General features: G+C 69.8%; 12 protein-coding genes and 3 pseudogenes. 8 read left to right on the top strand and 7 right to left on the bottom strand.

The annotated features are described in order from the left end of the window. Positions 1-133: 133 nt before the first annotated feature. Entirely contained in the window at positions 134-781 is a 648-nt protein-coding gene (locus QEG98_RS14985) for an ATP-binding cassette domain-containing protein (protein ID WP_316567166.1), read from the top strand. A gap of 198 nt (positions 782-979) precedes the next feature. Here the strand turns inward: QEG98_RS14985 and QEG98_RS14980 are convergent, their stop codons facing one another. After that, a complete protein-coding gene (locus QEG98_RS14980; RefSeq protein ID WP_090495582.1) occupies positions 980-2,251 on the bottom strand; it encodes a proprotein convertase P-domain-containing protein in 1,272 nt (423 codons plus the stop codon). A 63-nt stretch (positions 2,252-2,314) separates the two neighbouring features. Between QEG98_RS14980 and QEG98_RS14975 the strand changes: the two genes are divergently transcribed. The 3 genes from QEG98_RS14975 to QEG98_RS14965 all read left to right on the top strand — a co-directional run bounded on the left by QEG98_RS14975 (position 2,315) and on the right by QEG98_RS14965 (position 5,243). Continuing rightward, positions 2,315-4,129, top strand: a complete 1,815-nt coding sequence (locus QEG98_RS14975) for an NUDIX hydrolase (RefSeq protein ID WP_316567165.1) — start codon at positions 2,315-2,317, stop codon at positions 4,127-4,129. A 111-nt stretch (positions 4,130-4,240) separates the two neighbouring features. After that, positions 4,241-4,411, top strand: coding sequence for a hypothetical protein (locus tag QEG98_RS14970; RefSeq protein WP_316567164.1), 171 nt, complete (start codon positions 4,241-4,243; stop codon positions 4,409-4,411). Positions 4,412-4,547: 136 nt separating this feature from the next. Next, positions 4,548-5,243 carry a hypothetical protein gene (locus QEG98_RS14965; RefSeq protein ID WP_316567163.1) on the top strand — a complete coding sequence of 232 codons (696 nt, stop codon included), beginning with the start codon at positions 4,548-4,550 and terminating at the stop codon, positions 5,241-5,243. Between the two features lie 86 nt (positions 5,244-5,329). On the opposite strand, the gene QEG98_RS14960 is transcribed toward QEG98_RS14965, so the two are convergent. The 3 genes from QEG98_RS14960 to QEG98_RS14950 form a co-directional block, all read right to left on the bottom strand. Further along, a complete protein-coding gene (locus QEG98_RS14960) occupies positions 5,330-6,508 on the bottom strand; it encodes a TIGR03118 family protein (protein WP_316567162.1) in 1,179 nt (392 codons plus the stop codon). Between the two features lie 141 nt (positions 6,509-6,649). Next, on the bottom strand, positions 6,650-7,984 hold the full coding sequence (locus QEG98_RS14955) for a replication-associated recombination protein A (protein ID WP_090495587.1): 1,335 nt from the start codon (positions 7,982-7,984) through the stop codon (positions 6,650-6,652). A 33-nt stretch (positions 7,985-8,017) separates the two neighbouring features. Beyond that, positions 8,018-8,644, bottom strand: a complete 627-nt coding sequence (locus tag QEG98_RS14950) for a YigZ family protein (RefSeq protein WP_011552906.1) — start codon at positions 8,642-8,644, stop codon at positions 8,018-8,020. A gap of 129 nt (positions 8,645-8,773) precedes the next feature. On the opposite strand from QEG98_RS14950, the gene QEG98_RS14945 reads away from it, so the two are divergent. Further along, entirely contained in the window at positions 8,774-10,222 is a 1,449-nt protein-coding gene (locus tag QEG98_RS14945) for an alpha-amylase family glycosyl hydrolase (RefSeq protein WP_316567161.1), read from the top strand. 228 nt (positions 10,223-10,450) lie between these two features. Here QEG98_RS14945 and QEG98_RS14940 read toward each other — a convergent pair. Continuing rightward, positions 10,451-11,883 (bottom strand): annotated as a pseudogene (locus QEG98_RS14940) (aldehyde dehydrogenase family protein). Positions 11,884-11,918: 35 nt separating this feature from the next. Continuing rightward, positions 11,919-13,555 (bottom strand): annotated as a pseudogene (locus QEG98_RS14935) (acetolactate synthase large subunit). Between the two features lie 108 nt (positions 13,556-13,663). Here QEG98_RS14935 and QEG98_RS41885 point away from each other — a divergent pair. Further along, positions 13,664-14,547: pseudogene (locus tag QEG98_RS41885) on the top strand (LysR substrate-binding domain-containing protein). Between the two features lie 7 nt (positions 14,548-14,554). Here QEG98_RS41885 and QEG98_RS14920 read toward each other — a convergent pair. Beyond that, entirely contained in the window at positions 14,555-16,099 is a 1,545-nt protein-coding gene (locus QEG98_RS14920; protein ID WP_090495601.1) for an aldehyde dehydrogenase family protein, read from the bottom strand. Positions 16,100-16,386: 287 nt separating this feature from the next. Between QEG98_RS14920 and QEG98_RS14915 the strand changes: the two genes are divergently transcribed. Both QEG98_RS14915 and QEG98_RS14910 read left to right on the top strand, forming a co-directional pair. Further along, complete coding sequence (locus QEG98_RS14915) at positions 16,387-17,742, top strand: serine/threonine-protein kinase (RefSeq protein WP_316567159.1); 1,356 nt, start codon at positions 16,387-16,389, stop codon at positions 17,740-17,742. 79 nt (positions 17,743-17,821) lie between these two features. Next, on the top strand, positions 17,822-18,424 hold the full coding sequence (locus tag QEG98_RS14910; protein WP_316567158.1) for a GNAT family N-acetyltransferase: 603 nt from the start codon (positions 17,822-17,824) through the stop codon (positions 18,422-18,424). Positions 18,425-18,429 lie beyond the last annotated feature (5 nt).

Below are 18,429 nucleotides of genomic sequence, written 5' to 3'. Positions count from 1 at the left end.
ACGCGACGCGGCGCACCGGGGCCGCGCGCCCACGCTGCGCGGCGCCGTCACCCTGGAGGACGTGCGCTTCCGCTACAACCCCCACTCCGCCTGGGTGGTGCAAGGCGTGTCGGTCAGCGTGGAGCCGGGGCAGATGGTGGCGCTCGTCGGCCGTTCGGGCGCGGGTAAGAGCACCCTGGCGCACCTGCTGCTGGGGCTCTACCTGCCCACCTCCGGACACGTCCGGTACGACGGCGCGGAGCTGGGCGAGCTGGACCTGCGCGCGGTGCGCAGCCAACTGGGCGTGGTGTTGCAGGATGCCTCGTTCTTCAACGCGTCGCTGCGGGAGAACATCACCCTGAGCGACCCGGACCTGGACATGGACCGTGTCGTGGAGGCCGCGAAGCTGGCCCACATCCACGACGACATCATGGCCATGCCCATGCAGTACGACACGCCGCTGACGGACCGGGGCCTCTCCATGTCCGGTGGCCAGCGGCAGAGACTGGCCCTGGCGCGCGCCCTGGTGCGCAGGCCCGCCATCCTCCTGCTCGATGAAGCCACCAGCGCCCTGGACGCCACCACCGAGGCGCACGTGCAGCAGGCGCTGGCGTCCCTGAAGTGCACTCGCGTCGTCATCGCCCACCGGCTCAGCACGGTGCGCAACGCCGACACCATCCTCGTCATGGAGGCCGGCCAGGTGGTGGAGGTCGGCCGGCACCAGGAGCTGCTGGAGCGCCAGGGCACCTACGCGTCGCTGGTGAATGCACAGCGGGAGGAGCGCACCCAGGCGACGGGCTGAGGCGCCTGTGAGGGATTCAGGTACGCCGGAAGGAAGTCACGCCCGAGGAGCTGCTCCGGGTGGCGGTGGAGGCCATCCACCGCGTCATCCCGGCGCTGAACGCCGTCATCGACACGCTCACGCCAGCCGGCCCGCGTAGCCACTGTGAAACGCGCGGTGGGCCCTCGAAGCGCGAAGGCCCACCGCGAAACAGCCGGCTCAGTCGTAGCGGCTGGTGAGCTTCAGCGTCCACGAGCGCAGCGTGCCGCTGCCCACGCCGGACGGGTTGGCGACGTGCAGCTTCCACTGGCCGTTGATGCTGCCGTCGCGCGGAATGCCCCGCGTCACGACGATGCGCGAGGGCGGCGTGCCCTCGTTCGGGCCGTCCCACAGCAGGGCCGTCTCACCACCCGGGTCCTCCAGCGTCAGCACCAGCCGGTGCGGCGCGGTGTGGACGATGTCCAGCTCCACGTTGATGTCCATGGGCACCGTGGCCAGCCCCACCACGACGAGCGGCGCCGTCAACAGCGGGCTCGTCGACTGGAGCCGCAGGTCCGAGTACTCGGTGAAGGAGGCGCCCATCCACGCCGGAGCGCAGTAGCCCTCCACCCAGCCGGACGCCAGACCGATGCAGATGAGCTCCGCCGACGGGCACGCCACGAAGCGGGAGCACACGTCCCCATTGCCCGCGAGGGGCGAGGTGTCCACGCAGCGGCCATAGGGGCTGGAGCCATCACCGGGCCGGCCCTCACAGACGAGCCCGGGCTGACAGATGCCAGGGCCCGTGCACGGGTCACCTTCGGCCGCCTGCTGCGTGTGGGCCTTGAGCTGCCCCATCGTGACGGCGTCCACGTTCGCCAGCCGCGACAGCTGCACCATGTGGAGGATGGGACGCGCCGCGACCAGGCTCTGCACCGCCGCCGCGGGGATGCCGAAGACAGTCTCCAGGTTCGACGCGCTCTCCGTGTTCGCGGCGAGGATGGCGCGGCGGGCCTCCGCCACGTTGAAGGCCACACCGTGGAAGGTCCCCACGTGCCCGTCGACCGGCAGCTCCACGCGGCCCGTGCCCTTGGCGTACGCCTCCAGCGCCGCGAGCGCCGCGGGGCCCACGTACGGCACCGCGTCCACCTGCTCGATGCTCACGAAGCGGCGGTCATCGCCCGTGTGGAGCACGCCATCCGGCCCCTCGCGGAAGTCAATCAGCGCCTGCGCCGCCGGGGCGTCCAGCGGCACCTCCAGGTCCAGCACGGTGTAGGAGATGGAGGAGTCGTTGAGGAAGGACAGCACACCCTCGGCGGCGGGCGTACCGGTGGCCAGCGCCTGGGCCTGCGTTCCGAGCACGACGGCCTCGTGCGCGGTGTCCGTGGACGTCGGGGCTCCGCAGCTGATCAGCGCCGGGAGAACCGTGGATAGCGAAAGAAACAAGGGAAGTTTGAGTTTCATGCACACCATGTAGCGCAAGACTTGCCCGGCGCACAGGACGTCACCCATGCGTGACGCAATCCAACCGAACCCGTGGGGAATACGCCCACCTCCGTGGCAGTCTTGCGCGTCATGCGAATCCCCCACGCGCTGTCCCTGGGCGCCGCCGCCCTCCTGGCGCTGTCGGCACAGGCTGCCGCCCCCAGCCGTCCTTCCCCCACCCTGCCTCCGGGCTACTGGCCAGAGGAGAAGGTGGCCGAAGTGCTCGCCAAGACGCAGGAGGTCCGCCTGTCGCCGGACCTCTCCCGCCTCACGCCCGACGAGCAGGCGGCGGTGAAGGACCTGCTGGAGGTGGGCGCCATCTTCCAGGGGCTCTACGAGTCCTCGCGCCACCATCAGGCGCTCCCGGCTCGCGCGAAGCTGGAGGCGCTGGACAAGAAGCTGGGCAGCCCCAAGCGCACGCAGGACCTGCTCACGTTGTATCGCCTGTACCAGGGCCCCATCGCCAGCACCCTGAGCAACGCACGGGAGGCGTTCCTCCCGGTGGACGCGCAGGTGTCCGCGCGCAACGTGTACCCGGTGGACGTCACACGGGCGGAGGTGGACGCCTTCCTGGCCGCGAACCCCGGCGAGCGCCAGTCCCTGCTGAGCGAGAAGACGGTGGTTCGCCGCGCCACGGCCGCCAACCTGCGCCAGGACGTGAAGGTCCTCCAGACGCACCCGGTGCTGGACACGCTGCATCCGGGCCTGCGCCAGGCCCTGCAAGCGAAGGCGAAGCGGCCCGACGCCAAGGCGCTCTACGCGGTGCCCTATGCCGTGGCCTATGGGCCGGAGCTGGTGAAGGCCTACGGGCTGGTGATGCGCGCGGCGCAGCGGCTGGAGGCCAGCGACGTGGAGCTGGCGCGCTACCTGCGCAACCGCGCGCGCGACCTGCTCACCAACGACTACGAGAGCGGCGACGCGGCCTGGGTGACGGGCCGCTTCCAGAAGCTCAACGTGCAGTTGGGCGCGTATGAGACGTATGACGACGCGCTCTTCGGCGTGAAGGCGTTCCACAGCCTGTCGGTGCTGCTGAGCAACGAGGCGGCCACGCAGGAGCTGCGCAAGCGCCTGGGCGGGCTCCAGGCGGTGGAGGACGCGCTGCCCTACGCCGCGAAGAAGCGCGTGCGCGAGGACATCCCCGTGGGCGTCTACGACGTCATCGCCGACTTCGGCCAGTCGCGCGGCACCAACACCGCGAGCATCCTCCCCAACGACGCGCTGGCCGCGCGCCGCTATGGCCGCACCATCCTCCTGCGGGAGAACATCATGCGGAACCCGGACCTCTTCGCGTCCGACGAGCGCATCTGGCGCGCCGCGGTGGTGGACGCCCACGCCAAGGAGCTGGTCTCCGAAGGCAACTTCCAGCGCACCCTCTGGCACGAGGTGGGCCACTACCTGGGGCCGGACCGAGACCAGAAGGGGCGCACGCTGGACGACGCGCTGGAGGACTACGCGGGCGCCGTGGAGGAGATGAAGGCGGACATGGTGAGCCTCTTCTCGCTGCATGACTTCCACAAGAAGGGCACGCTCGACGCCGCCGGGCTGCGCGCGGTGCAGGCCTCCGGCATCCGCCGCACGCTCCAGAACGTGCGCCCGCGCGAGGACCAGCCCTACCAGCGCATGCAGTTGGTGCAGTTCAACTGGTTCCTGGAGCACGGCCTCCTCCAGGCGGACCCGCAGACGGCGCGCCTGAGCATCCACTACGACAAGTACCCGGCCGTCGTGACGTCGCTGCTGGAGAAGGTGCTCGCGCTCCAGCACGGCGGTGACAAGGCGGCCACCGCGGCCTTCTTCCAGCGGTGGAGCGCCTGGACGCCGGAGCTGCACGAGAAGCTGGCGGCCCGCATCCGCGAGGCGCAGGGCGCCCGCTTCCGGCTGGTCCGGTACGACGCGCTGGGGGACTGAGCGTCCCGCATCCGGTCCCCGCGAAATCCGCGCGGGGACCGTGTCAGGGTTGGCGCGCACACGCGTCGGAGGTGCCCCCACACACCGCCACCCTTGATGCGAGGCTTCTGGATGCCAGGCTCCCGACGTCCGTCTCACGCGCGCGCCATCCTCTTCGGCCGGAATCCCACCCAGGACGACCCCTTCGACGTGGAGGCCGACGCGGCCGAAGCGCTCGGGGTCGACACCTACCAGGCAGACCTGGGCGCGCACGCTCTTCGAAGCCCTGCTCGCCCCCGCTAGCGCGGCGTCCGACGTGCGCGCGCGGCCCCTGCCCTTTGAGCAGGGGCGTGTGGCGCGCTGAGCGGTGCGCCGCTGCTTTCACCCTCCCTCTGGATGCGCACAGTTTCGGACAGGACCCTATGACCGGGAGGAAGGCATGGCGCAGCCAGGCAGGCGTCGCATGTACCTGGGGATGGCCGGCACGGCCGTGATGCTGTTGGGAGGCTGTGCCTCCCATCGCTCCAGCGCGAAGGTGGACAAGCAATGGGTGGCGCGCGTCCCACCCGGCGAGCTGGGAAACGTGCGCGAGGCGCAGCTCACGGAGGACCATGCCCGGGAGCAGATCACCCGCACCCAGGTGGCCAGACAGGACGCCGAGGCGGAGCGCGAAGTCGCCCAACGCAACGAGGACGCCGCGAAGTCCCGCCACGAAGCAAGTGAGGCAGCGCTCGAGGCCGCGCAGGCAACGGGTGACGTCGCGGCCATCGAGCGGGCCCAGCACGCCGCCTGCACGGCCCAGCACGCCCTCACCCTGGCCGAGGCGGAGACGGCCTGGCGCGACGACGCGGTGACGACGTTGAAGTCGCTGGAGGTCATGCGCCAGCGGGAGCTGGACGTGGCCGACGCCCAGCTCGAACAGGCGAAGTACGAAGCCGTCAACGCCAACGCGGACGTCCGGGCGAAAGAGTTGTCCCCAGGGGACTTCTCCAGCGCCGTCGCCGACGCCCGGCGAAAGGCGGCGGATCAGCAGCGCCAGGTGGACGCCAACCTCCAGCGCGAAGATCAGGCCAAGGCGCACTGGCAGCAGTTGCAGGACCAGGGCTACGGAGGCAGTGGCACGCAGCAGCCCTGAGACGAGCCTTCACCTCGTAGCGCCCCACGTGACAGCGCGGGCCGGAGCACCGTGCTCCGGCCCGCGCCGCCCTGCCCGCATCCCGCTCACTGCGCCTCAGGCCCGCGAGGCGCCTTCCACGGGGGCAGGCCGCCCTGCGGACACACGGGCGTCATGTCGAGCCGGCCATAGAGTCCCTGATCCTCGTCCGCGGGCCCCGCCGTGAAGAAGAGCGTCTCGGCGGGCAGGCCCTGCGCGCCAGCGCCGAAGTGCAAGGACCAGAGTCCGTCGACCTTGACAGGCTGTCCGTCCGGCCGAGTGAGCGCGCCTGCCCAGGCGCCGGAGGCAGGGTCATACGCGTTGATGGCGCCATCCCCGAAGTTGCCCACCAGCAGGTGGTTGCTGAACTGCCCGAAGCCCGCCGGCGCCAGGGCCATTCCCCACGGCGCATTGAGCGTGCCCTGAGAAGCGAACCGCCGCAGCAACTGCCCGTTCATGTCGAAGGCGTTGATGTAGCCCGCGCCCACGCCGGGGACATCATCCGAACGCTCCTTGTCCTGCTGCGCATACGAGACATAGAGGGTGCCCTCGATGTTCTCGATGTTGAAGGGCGCGTAGCCGGCGGGCAGTGTCGGGTCCGCGAAGGCGCCCGGCATCGGCATGGGCGTGAAGCTGGAGTTGAAGACGTCGATTCGACCGTTCCGGAAGTCCGCCGCGTACAGCCTGGCGTCCGCTCCGGTGCCGGCCATCGCCAGCCCCTTGTACACAGAGCCCATCGCGGAGTTGTCCGCCACGATCTTGGCCGAGGCCTCGTCCACCGCGGGTGCCCAGGCGGCCAGGACGCCCTCCTCCGTGGCGAAGATGAAGCGAGCGGGACCCGAGACACCTGTCCCTGTCACGACGAATGCGTCCGAGCCATTGAACACCACGCCGGTGGGCTCTCCCGACTCGGTCTCTCCTGGCGGCGCGGGGATGCCCACGATGAGGGGCTGCTGAACCCCATTGCCGTCATACAGCGTTGAGGTGCCCGTGCCCTCGTTCGCCACCCACGCGATGCCCGTCGGATTGAAGGCAAGCCCCCAGGCGTTGACGAGGTGCGGATCGACATGCTCGGCGCCAAGCGCCGGACTGTTGGCCACGAGGTTGCGTTGTGTGTAGCCGCCCGCCACCGAGCAGTCAGCCGGAGGCGCGGGTGGCATTGCCGCCCTGGCGACCGGGACCACGAGGACCGCGACCGCCGCGGACAACACACCTTGCGTCAACGTGGACCTGCAAGTGTTCATCATGATTCCCCCTCTGAGACGGCGAACCGCCGCGTGCTCATTGAGCAACAAGTTGGGAGGGCGTCTCGGGATGAACAACCGGCACTGCTGCCCAGGCGCATTGCACACCGGACGGCAGAGCCCGGCCCGCGGGGGCTGCCTGCACTACTCGCCTCGGGACGCCTTGTCCTCGCGCCACCAGTGGCTCATGCGCTCATGAATCTCCGCCTCGTAGCCTTCCTTGCTCGGGCGATAGAAGACGGAACGCTCCAGCGGGGCGGGCAGGTACGTCTGCCCGGGCACATAGTGGTCCTTGAAGTTCCAGGGCGTCTGGTAGCCCTTGCCGTGCCCCAGCTCCTTCATCAGCTCGGTGGGCGCGTTGCGGATATGAAGCGGAGGCTCCGCGTTGGGATGCTCCTGGAGCGCCGCCATCGCCGCGTCCAGCGCCGCATAGGCACGGTTGCTCTTCTTCGCCGTGGCCAGCAGGACGACAGCGTGCGCCACGCAGATGCGCCCCTCCGGCATGCCCATGGCGTGGAAGGCCTCCTCGCAGTCACGCACGATGCTGATGGCCTCCGGCATCGCCATGCCCACGTCCTCCACGGCAATCACCTTGAGCCGTCGCCACAGTGACGCCACGTCGCCCGTCTGGAGCAGCTTCGCCGCCCAGAAGACGGCGCCCTGGACGTTGGAGCCCCTGCACGACTTCTGCAGCGCGCTCAGCAAGTCGTAGTGCTGGTCGCCGTCCTTGTCGTGGCGGGACAGGCTGGTGCCCACCGCCTCGCGCGCCGTCTCGGGCGTAATCTCCGCGCCGTCCGCGGTGAGGCTGGCCGCCAGCTCCAGCGCGCCAAGCGCCTTGCGCACGTCGCCCACGCCGCCCTTCGCCAGCAGCGTCAGCGCCTCCTCCCCCACCGTCAGGTTGCGCGCGCCCAAGCCCCGCTTCGAGTCACCGAGCGCCCGCGTCAGCGCCGACTGGATGTCCGCGACGGTGAGCTCCTTGAGCTGGAACACGCGGCACCGGCTGACGAGCGCGGGGCGGACCTCGAAGCTGACGTTCTCCGTGGTGGCGCCCAGGAGGACGAAGAGGCCGCTCTCCACGTGGGGCAGCGCCTGCTCCTGCACGTTCTTCGCCCAGCGGTGGATTTCGTCGACGAAGAGGACGGTGCGGCGGCTGTACTGGTTGCGCAGGCGCTCGGCCTCGGCCACCACCTCGCGGATGCGGGGGATGCCATCCGACACGGCGGAGAGAATGACGAACTCCGCGTCCACACCGGTGGCCATCATCCGCGCGAGCGTCGTCTTGCCCACGCCTGGGGGCCCCCAGAAGAGGGAGGACACGATGGCCTTGCGCTCGATGAGCTGGCGCAGCGGACGGCCCGGGCCCAGCAGGTGGGACTGGCCGATGAACTCGTCAGGCGTGCGAGGCCGCATCCGCTCCGCCAGGGGCGCGAAGCGATTCACGTCGACAGAGGCGGAGAAGAGGTCGGGTCCAGCGCTCATCGGGCCGCAGGCTCTCCCCTCCGTGGCCCAGGGTCAATCGTCCGAATCGAGCGGCTCGACGAGCACCTGCCCCAATGTCAGGTCGTTCAACGCGGTCCGCAGGGCCTCCACCTGGGTGACGGGCAGCTCCAGCCGGTACCCCACGGTGGCCGAATACTCCTCCGCCAGCACCTGCACCTCGTAGGACGGCAGCAGGCGGCGCAGCCCATCGACGTGGGTGTACTCCACCTCGACGGCCAGTCGCGTCTTGCGCACACGCTCCGTCGTGGGGAGGCTTTCGAGCGCCTGCTGGACGCCAGCGGTATAGGCGCGCACCAGCCCGCCCTTCCCGAGCAGCGTCCCGCCGAAGTACCGGGTGACGACCATGGCCACGTCGCCCACGCCCCCGTGGAGGAGGGCGGTGAGCATGGGCCGGCCGGCCGTTCCATGGGGCTCGCCGTCGTCGCTCATGCCCACCTGGGCGGTGGAGCCCGGAGGCCCGACGACGAAGGCCCAGCAGTTGTGGGTGGCGTCGGCGAACTCCTCGCGGACGCGGGCGATGAAGGCCTTCGCCTCTTCCACGGTGGGCGCATGGGCGGCCGTGGTGATGAAGCGGCTCTTCTGGATGTCCTGCTCCACCCGGTGGAGCCCGGCCGGGATGGGGTAGCGCTTCTCGTCCATGGGTGCGGTGGCTTGCGCAGTGTCTCATATCGCCAGCAGCCGTCCCGCCGCCACAGGCCGACGCGAAGGAAGAATCTGGAGGCGGCGCCGCGTTCCGGCCCAACGCCGATGTCCGGCCCCTGACGCCCCATGCTCAACGCCCTCTCCCGCCGCCTGGCCGCCCTGCTCTCGCTGAGCCTCCTCTCCCTCGCGGGCATGCCCGCGGAAGCCGCTCGGAACACCGCCCCGCCTGAAGCGCGTGCCGAGGCCCGAACCTGTGGCCCCGTACAGGACCCGGATTGGATTCGAGGCGCCGTCGTGTACGGCGTCGTCCCGCCCCTCTTCGGCGAGCAGCCCTTCAAGGCCGTCACCGCGAAGCTGGACTACCTGCGAGACCTGGGCATCGACGTGCTCTGGCTGTCACCGGTGAACACGACGACGGACCCGGGGGACTTCGGCTACGCGGTCACCGACTACTTCGACGTCCGCCCCGACTACGGCACGAAGGCCGACTTCAAGGAACTCATCGACCAGGCGCACGCGCGCGGCATGAAGGTGATGATGGACTTCGTGCCCAACCACACGTCGAACGCGCACCCGTACTTCCGGGACGTGCTCGCGAAGGGCAAGCAGTCGCCGTACTACGGCTACTACGACCGCGACGCCCAGGGGCAGCCGACGCACTACTTCGACTGGAAGCACCTGCCGAACCTCAACTACGACAACCCGAAGGTCACCGCGATGGTGCACCGGGCCTTCCAGTATTGGGTCCGCGAGTTCGACGTGGATGGCTTCCGCGTGGACGTGGCCTGGGGCGTGAAGGAGCGGCGCCCTGGCTTCTGGTGCGACCTGTCCACGGCGCTGCGGAAGGAGAAGTCAGACGTGTACCTGCTCGCGGAGGCGAGCGCGCATGACCCGTACTTCGTGCGCAACGGCTTCAATGCGGCGTATGACTGGAGCGCCTCGCTGGGCCACTGGGCCTGGGAGGGCGTCTTCGAGGACCGCCAGCAGGTGGCTCCGAAGCTGTACGCGGCCCTGAGGGGCGGGCAGACGCCCGAGGACCGCGTGGCCCGCTTCCTCAACAACAACGACACGGCGAAGCGCTTCATCGGCCGCCATGGCCCCGGCTCGACGCGGGTGGCCGCCGCGCTGCTGCTCACCCTGCCCGGCATCCCCATCGTCTACACGGGCGATGAGGTGGGCGCCGAGTACGAGCCCTACCAGGAGCCGCCGCCCCTCTCCTGGGACGAGGACCCGCACGGCCTGCGGGAGCACTACCGGAAGCTCATCGACCTGCGGGACACGCACCCCGCGCTCGCTGGTGGCGCCTGGGTGCCGGTCCCCGTGAAGGACAACCCCTCCGCGATGGCCTACCTGCGCCATCAGGACGGGGCGAGCGAGCCCGTGCTCGTCGTGCTGAACTTCGGGCCCGCCAGGACGCTGCGCCTGTCCCTTCCCCAGGCCTACGCAAGCCTGTCCAGGCATCCGTTCCTGAAGGACCTGCTGGGCGAACGAGATGTCCCCATCCGCGCCGAGGGGACGCGGCTCGAGGTGGCAATGCCTGCTTCGGGCGCGGTGCTGCTCACGCCCCGAAGCTGAGCGCGCGCGGGGAAGACGTTCCCCCCGTGGGTGGTTTCAACTTCACGAAGCAGCGCTCCGAAGAAGGCTGCACGTAAGGTCGTCACCGAGTCTGAAACTCGACGTGGCGCCCGTGGCCCCACGGTCTCCGTGGGGTCCTTGGCCCGTCGACTCATCTCACTGAAGTGGGTGCATGCCCCTTCGCACGCGACTGCTTCGTCCCCTTTCGAAGGGAGCGTCTCCGAGCGCTCACGCCTGACGCAGCACCAGCAGCCGAAGCTCCGTCATGTCCTCGATGGCGTACTTCACGCCCTCGCGGCCGATGCCCGAGCCCTTCACGCCCCCGTAGGGCATGGTGTCGACGCGGAAGCTCGGCACGTCGCCCACGACGACTCCGCCCACCTCCAGTTCGTCCCAGGCCTTCATCGCCCGCGACAGGTCCTGCGTGAAGAGGCCCGCCTGGAGCCCGAAGCGCCCGCTGTTCACCTGGGCCAGTGCTTCGTCAAAGCGGTCAAAGGACTGGAGCAGGACGACCGGGCCGAAGGCCTCCTCTGTACTCAGCGCCGCATCGGCGGGCACCGCCTCCAGCACCGTGGCATCGAGCACCGAGCCCCGCCGTCCGCCCCCCGTGAGGACCCGCGCTCCACGCTGTACGGCCTGCTGAATCCAGCCCTCCAGGCGCCGCGCCGCGGGCTCATCAATCATGGGCCCCAGCGTCGTGGCCTCGTCCAACGGATTGCCCAGCCGCAGCGCCTTCGCTCGTTCAACGAGCTTCTCGCGAAGCGCGTCGTACAGCGACGCATGGACCAGCACGCGCTGCACCGAGATGCAGCTCTGCCCCGCCTGGAAGAAGGCCCCCTGCGCCACCCGGTCCGCGATGAAGTCCAGCGGCGCGCCCGGCGCCTCGTCCACCACGCACGCCGCGTTGCCGCCCAGCTCCAGCACCACCTTCTTCCGGCCCGCCCGCGCCTTCAGCTCCCAGCCCACCTTCTCCGAGCCCGTGAACGAGAGCAGCTTCAGCCGGTCGTCCTCGATGAGCGGCCCGATGTCCTCCAGCCGCACGGGCAGCACGGAGAATGCCCCCTCGGGCAGCTCCGTCTCCGCCAGGACCTCCGCCATGATGAGCGCGCTCACCGGCGTGCGGTCCGAAGGCTTGAGGATGAACGGGCAGCCCGCGGCGATGGCTGGCGCCACCTTGTGCGCCACCAGGTTGAGCGGGAAGTTGAACGGGGTGATGAACGAGCACGGCCCCACCGGCACGCGCTGGGTGAAGCCCCGGTAGCCCGCGGCGCGCTTCGACACCTCCAGGTTCAGCACCTCACCCCCGCCGCGCACGGCCTCCTCGGCGGCGGCCTTGAAGGTGTCGATGAGCCGGTCCACCTCTCCCCGCGCGTCGCGCAGCGGCTTGCCTGCTTCGATGCAGAGCGCCAGGGCCAGCTCCTCCGCGCGTTCGCGGAAGCGGCGCACGCAGTGTTCGAGCACCGCCTGCCGCGCGTACGGCGCCAGCTTTCGCATGGGCTCGGCGGCGCGCACGGCGGCGGCGATGGCTTCCTCGACAGCCGCGGCGTCCGCGACCGCGACGTGCGTCACGACCTCACCCGAGTACTTGTGGGTGACGGCCAGCGCCGCGTTGGGCTGCCGGGGCCGGTTGGCGGGTAGTACGGATAACGTTCAGCCAGCATGGTGTTCCTCCAGTGTTCGCGAACCACCGTCCCCCTCAGAGCGCGGCGAGTTCCTCCGCGCCCGCGCCGAGCGCCCGTGCGTTGTCCGAGTAGTCGATGGGCACGTCGATGACGTGGACGCCGCTCGACGCCGGCAGCGAGCCAGCGTCGCGCCGAACTCCGTCGCGCTGGTCGGCCGGTGGCCATGGGCCCCATACGCCTCCGCGTAGCGAACGAAGTCCGGGTTCCCCAGCGCCATGCCGAAGTCCGGCAGGCCCATCTCCCCCTGCTTCCAGCGAATCATCCCGTAGCCGTCGTCGCGCACGACGACCACCGTCAGGTCCAGGCCCAGCCGAACGGCCGTCTCCAGCTCCTGCGAGTTCATCAGGAAGCCGCCGTCTCCGCAGACCGCCACCACCTTGCGGCGGGGATGCACCAGCTTCGCCGCGATGGCCGAAGGCAGCCCCGCGCCCATCGTCGCCAGCGCGTTGTCGAGCAGCAGCGTGTTGGGCCGGCGCGTGCGGTAGTAGCGAGCGAACCACAGCTTGTACATGCCGTTGTCCAGGCACACGATGCCGTCGTCCGGCAGCGCGCGCCGCAGCTCGGCGACGAGCCGCGCGGGGTAGATGGGGAAGCGGTCGTCATCCCCACCGTGCGCGAGCTGCGCCTCGAGTCCCGCGCGGAACTTCTCGAAGGGCCCGAAGTCCCAGTGCGCGCGAGGCCCCAGCCCTTCACCGATGCGCCACACCGCGTTCGCGATGTCGCCCGTCACCTCCAGCTGCGGGAAGTACACGGGGTCCACCGCCGCCGAAGAGAAGTTGAGATGCACCACCGTGCGGCGACTGTCGCGCATGAAGAACGGCGGCTTCTCGATGACGTCGTGGCCCACGTTGATGATGCAGTCCGAGACCTCGATGGCGCGGTGGACGAAGTCCCCCTCCGACAGCGCCGCCGTGCCCAGCCACAGGGGATGCGACTCGTCCACGACGCCCTTGCCCATCTGCGTGCTGAAGAAGGGAATGCCCGTCTTGTCCACGAAGACGCGCAACATCTCCGACGTGAGCTTGCGGTTGGCGCCCGCGCCAATCATGAGCAAGGGCCGGCGAGCGGAAGCAATCGCCTCCACGGCCAGCGCGATGGACGCCTCATCCGCCACGGGCCGGCGATGAGCGCTGGGCGCCAGCAGCACGGCGTCGGTCGACTCCCGGGCCACGTCCTCCGGCAGCTCCAGGTGCGTCGCGCCGGGGCGCTCCTCCTCGGCGCGGCGGAACGCCTCACGCACGGCCGAAGGGACATGCTCCGCCGACACGAGCGTGCGCGTCAGCTTCGTCAGGGGGCGCATCATCCCCACCACGTCGACAATCTGGAAGTGGCCCTGCTTGCCAGCCCGGATGGGCTTCTGCCCGGTGACCATCACCATGGGCATGGCGCCGAGCTGCGCGTAGGCGGCGGCCGTGACGAGGTTGGTCGCCCCGGGCCCCAGCGTCGACAGGACGACGCCCGCGCGGCCGGTGAGCCGCCCATACGTGGCCGCCATGAAGCCCGCGGCCTGCTCATGGCGGGTGAGCACCAGCCGCATTCCCGCGGCCCGCATGGCCTCGATGACGTCCAGGTTCTCCTCTCCCGGAAGCCCGAAGACGCTGCGCACGCCCTCCGCTTCCAACGCTTTGACGAACAGGTCTGCCGCCTTCATCGGGTGCCTCCTTCACGACCTCGCGATGGGAGAACATTTACGCGCGGGCCATGATTGGTACATTCGTTTGTTCCCATTGACTCGATAGGCAATGCCTATGATGGCGCCATGGAACTGCGCCACCTCCGCTACTTCTCCGCCGTCGCGGACACCCTGCACTTCGGGCGGGCCGCCAGGCGCGTCCACGTCTCGCAGCCCACGCTGTCTCAGCAGATTCGCCAGCTCGAGGAGGAGCTCGGCGCGCCCCTCTTCGAACGCGCCCGGAGCGGCGTGCGCCTGACGCAGGCGGGCGAGCTGTTCCGCACCTACGCCTCGCGAGCGCTGGAGGACGTGGACGCGGGCAGGGTCGCCGTGGGCGCGCTGCGAGGCCTCACCACCGGCGCCCTGCGCGTGGGCTACCCGCCCAGCATGCGAGGCGTCGTGCTGCCCGCGCTCGCCGCCGTGCTGCGCAGGCACCCGGGCCTGGTGCTGAGCGCGGAGGAAGCCGTGGTGCGGCGGGTGGAGCGGCGGCTGGCGGATGGCCGTCTCGACGTGGGGTTGGGCTACGCCCCGCGCGCTCACCAGACCTGGAGGCGGAGCCCGTCTTCGACAGCAAGCTGGCGCTGGTGGTCGCCAAGGGACATCCCCTGGCGAAGCTGGAGACCGTGGGCGCGAAGCCCCTGACCCAGGAGCCCTTCGCGCTGCTCTCCCGAGGGTTGCGCGTACGAGCCCGCGTGGATGCCTGGTTCGCCGCCATCCGGATTGCGCCGCATGTCGCGTTGGAGTCGAACGCCGTGGCCACGGTGCTGGCCACCGTTCGCGCGGGGCTCGCGGTGACGGTGCTCCCGGAGCCTCAACTCGCGGACGCCGCGGGGCTGGTGGTGAAGCGGCTCTCCCCTGCGCCCCGGGCCGAACTTGCGGCGCTCCTGTGGCGAAAAGGCGCGCCGCGCACGCCCGCCGCGGAACTGTTCGCGGCCGAGGTGCGCGGCGCCAGACGCCCGAGCAGACGATGAGCCCGCTTCAGCGCGTGTCGGGGAGCTGCGTGTAGTCGTGGAAGTTGCCGTGCAGCCGCTCGCCGGGTTCGCCCTCGGTGACGGCCTGGACCAGGTACTTGCCGCCCACGAAGCACCCCTTCCACGAACCACCGATGCCGCCGAAGACCTCCTCCCGGTCTCCGCGCGAGCGCGGCCCGTTGTGGCCGACCTTGAAGGCCCGCAGCTCGGTGGAGACGCGCTTGCACGTGTCGGGCTCGTCGCAGGCGATGGAGGCGACCAGCGAGCCGTTGGACACGTTCATCTCCGCGATGAGCTCCTCCTCGCTGTCCACGACGACCAGCGTGTCCACCGGGCCGAAGGGCTCGCCGTGGTAGAGCTTGCAGTTGCGCGGCACGTGCAGCAGCGCGTGCGGGGCCAGGTACGCGGAGACGTCCTGGTCCGGCAGGAAGCGCTCCGAATCCAGCCGGCCGGCGAAGAGGGGCACGGCGCCGCGGCCCTCCGCCTCGCTCATATGGCCGTGAAGCTCCTCGACCTTCTGGCTGTTGATGAGCGGGCCGAAGTCGAGCGCGGGTGGCTCACCATCCGGAGTCTCCGCCAACAGCGGGTGGCCCACCTTCAGGGCGGCGACGACGGGCAGGTACGTCTCCAGGAAGCGCGGCATCAGGCTCCGCTCCACGACGAAGCGCGGGTATGCGGTGCAGCGCTGCTTGCCGTACTCGAAGCCCTTCTTGAGCTGCTTCGCCAGCCCGTCCCAGTCGCTGAAGTGCCAGATGCCGTAGGCATTCACGCCTTCCATCTCCAGCATGTAGCGCTTGTTGCGGTCATAGAGGCTGGCCGCGATGTCCCGCCCGTTCGCCTTGCCGCCCACGAAGGACAGGCAGGCGATCTCCGGATTGCGCACCAGCGCGTCGCTGAGCTGTCCGCCCGAGCCACTGATGAGCGACACAGGCAGCCCGCAGCGGCGCGCGAGCGCCATGCAGAGCGTCAGCGAGAAGAGCCCACCATCCGTGGGCGTCTTGGCGATGGCGCTGTTGCCCGCGAGCACCTGGACCAGCACCGCGTGGACCAGCACCGACAGCGGGTAGTTCCATGAAGCGATGTTGGAGATGAGCCCCAGCGGACGGCGGCCCTCCACCATGGGCTCGATTTGGGAGACGTACCACTCCACGCCAGTGATACAGCGGTCCACGCTGACGCGGGCCTGTGGCACCGGCTTGCCAATCTCCCAGGCCAGGATGAGGGCCAGCAGCTCGCGCTGCTCACGCAGCAGGGACAGGCACTGGGTGACGCGCTCCTTGCGCGCATCGAGGTCCTGGTGGGCCCAGGTCCGCGCCTCCGCGGCGGCGGCGCTCGCGGCGACGCGCGCGGTGTTCGCATCAATCATGGGCAGGCGGCCCAGGACGGTGCCGTCCACCGGGGACAGGTAGGGCTTCCCCTTTCCAGGATGCCCCCATTCACCCGCGATGAGGTTGAGCACTCGGCCAGACGGGTCGAACGCCTCGGGAACGAGCGCCCGGATTCGGCGCTCCAGATTGGACCACTCCGCGTAAGCAGGCACCACACTCGCCATGAACACGCCCTCCCCCGGAAGGAGACCAGGCCGACACTCCACCCGGCATCGGCACATTGCGTCAAGGTGATGGCAAGTGAGGCGCGCGGCAACCGCCGCCCCGCGGCCACGGGTTGCGTCGCTTTTCGCGCGCTGCGCCTTCTTGGCTTCTTCCCAGTGAGCCGCATTGACCTGACAGATTCCGGTGCAAACTGACTACTCAGGAAGTAGCCTCTGCCTGCATGGGGCTCCCTTTCCTGAATCCGGCCCGACTTCCACCCGGAACCCGGGTGGGCCCGTGGCGCCTCATGGACCTGCGAGGCCGAGGCACCTACGGCGCCGTCTACCGGGCCCGGCACATCACGGGCACGCACACCGTGGCCCTCAAGCTGGCCCTGCATGCCCGGGACGAACGCTTCGCGCGCGAGGCCGAGCTGCTGTCCCGTATCCACCACCCCGCCGTTCCCCGGTTGCGAGCGAGCGGGCATTGGCAACCCGCCAAGGGACCGCCCCACCCCTACCTCGCGATGGACTGGGTGGAGGGCACGCCGCTCTACGATTGGGTCAGCGAGCACCGCCCCACGTCGCGGCAGGTGATGGCCCTGCTCGCGAGGCTGGCGCGGGCGATTGAAGCCACCCACACGGCCGGGGGTCTGCACCGGGACGTCAAAGGGTACAACGTGCTGGTGCGCGAGGCCGACGGACAGGCGTTCCTCATGGACTTCGGCTCCAGTCACTACGTGGGCGCCGCGACGCAGACGAGCTCGCCGTTTCCACCAGGGACGCCGGCCTATCGGTCCCCAGAAGCATGGCGCTTCGCGGCGAGTGACTCCGCGCCACCGTATGCGCCGGGGCAAGCGGATGACGTCTTCGCGCTGGGCGTCACCGCGTTCCGGATGATCACGGGGCGGTATCCGCCGTCGACGCATCCTGACGTGGCGGAGTCGAGGTTCTGGCACACGGAGCGAGCCCAGGCCCCATCCCCGCGAGACGTGAATGGGCGCTGCTGCCCGGAGTTGAGCGCGTTGGTGTCGCGGATGCTCGCCCCCAGCCTCCATGCGCGAGGCAGCGCACGCGAGCTGGCGGAGTCTCTGGATTCCGCGGTGGTACGGGCGGGCTCGGACTCGGATGTGCCCCTCATGGTGGGAGGTGCCCTTCACTCCCGTGCATCGGCGCAGTGGAAGGAACGTTCCGTCCTCCATCGGGCCCGACGCCCCCGGTGGCCATGGCTGGCCATCATCGGAGTTGGAGGCCCCCTGGTACTGAGTCTCGGCTGGCGGCCTCGCGCGGGAGCTTCGGTCACCGTGGCGCCCGAGCCTGCTGCGATGTCCGTCGACGCAACGGACGGAGGCACGGTCGCTGTCGGAGACAGTGTGTTCGCGGCGCCGGTATCTCCCATCCAGGCCCCCGTTGCATGGTCGACCATCGCCCTGGAGATGCCACCCCGGCCCTTTCCCGGGCAGACCCGGCCAGACGCATCAGGACGGTGCCCACGCAAGCTCCAAGTCCCCATCAACGGTGGCTGCTGGGTGAAGCTGGCCGTCGATAACCTGAAGGACTGTGACGAGGATGGGTATGTCCACAAGGGCGCCTGCTATGGCCCCGCCTTTCCTCCCACGCGGCCCGCCACGTCGAGCCCCGCCCACTGTCCTACGCGCCACTGAAGCGCAGACCCTGTCGCCCGCCTGCCCGCACCCGACGTCGCTTCGGCAAGGCGCGCCGCTGCGGCATATCCTGCTGTCGATGAAACCGACCTACACAGTCACCGCCGTGCGGAACCGGAACGAGTTGGAGCACATCCTGGCGCTGCAACAGAAGAACCTGAAGCAGGCGCTGTCCGCGGACGAGATGCGCTCACAGGGCTTCGTCACGGTTCAGCACGACCTGCCGGCACTGGAACAGATGCACGCCATGGCGCCCAGCATCGTCGCCCGCCACGATGGAGTGCTGGTGGCCTACGCCCTGACGATGCCGCGCGAGGCCCGCGCGCTGGCCCCCGTCCTGGAGCCCATGTTCGCGCTCCTCGACTCGATCGAGTTCCGAAGCAAGTCGCTGCGCGACTATCGCTTCTACGTGATGGGGCAGATCTGCATCGACAAGGCACACCGGGGACAGGGCTTGTTCGACCGGCTCTACCACCAGCACCGGGACCACTTCCGAGATCTGTTCGACCTCATCGTCACCGAGATTTCCGTGCGGAACCTCCGCTCCCTGCGCGCGCACGAGCGGGTCGGCTTCGAGACGATCCACACCTACCGGGACGCGACGGACGAATGGGCCGTGGTCGCCTGGGACTGGGCGCCGCCACGTCCCCCGGACGTCATCCCCGAGGGGAACACGCGCTGAGCGTT

Origin of the sequence: Myxococcus sp. MxC21-1 (assembly GCF_032612255.1) — a bacterium.
In the GTDB taxonomy this organism is placed as follows: Bacteria; Myxococcota; Myxococcia; order Myxococcales; family Myxococcaceae; genus Myxococcus; species Myxococcus virescens.
Note: the sequence above shows the minus strand (reverse complement) of the source record. Positions and strands in the feature narration are given on the sequence as shown.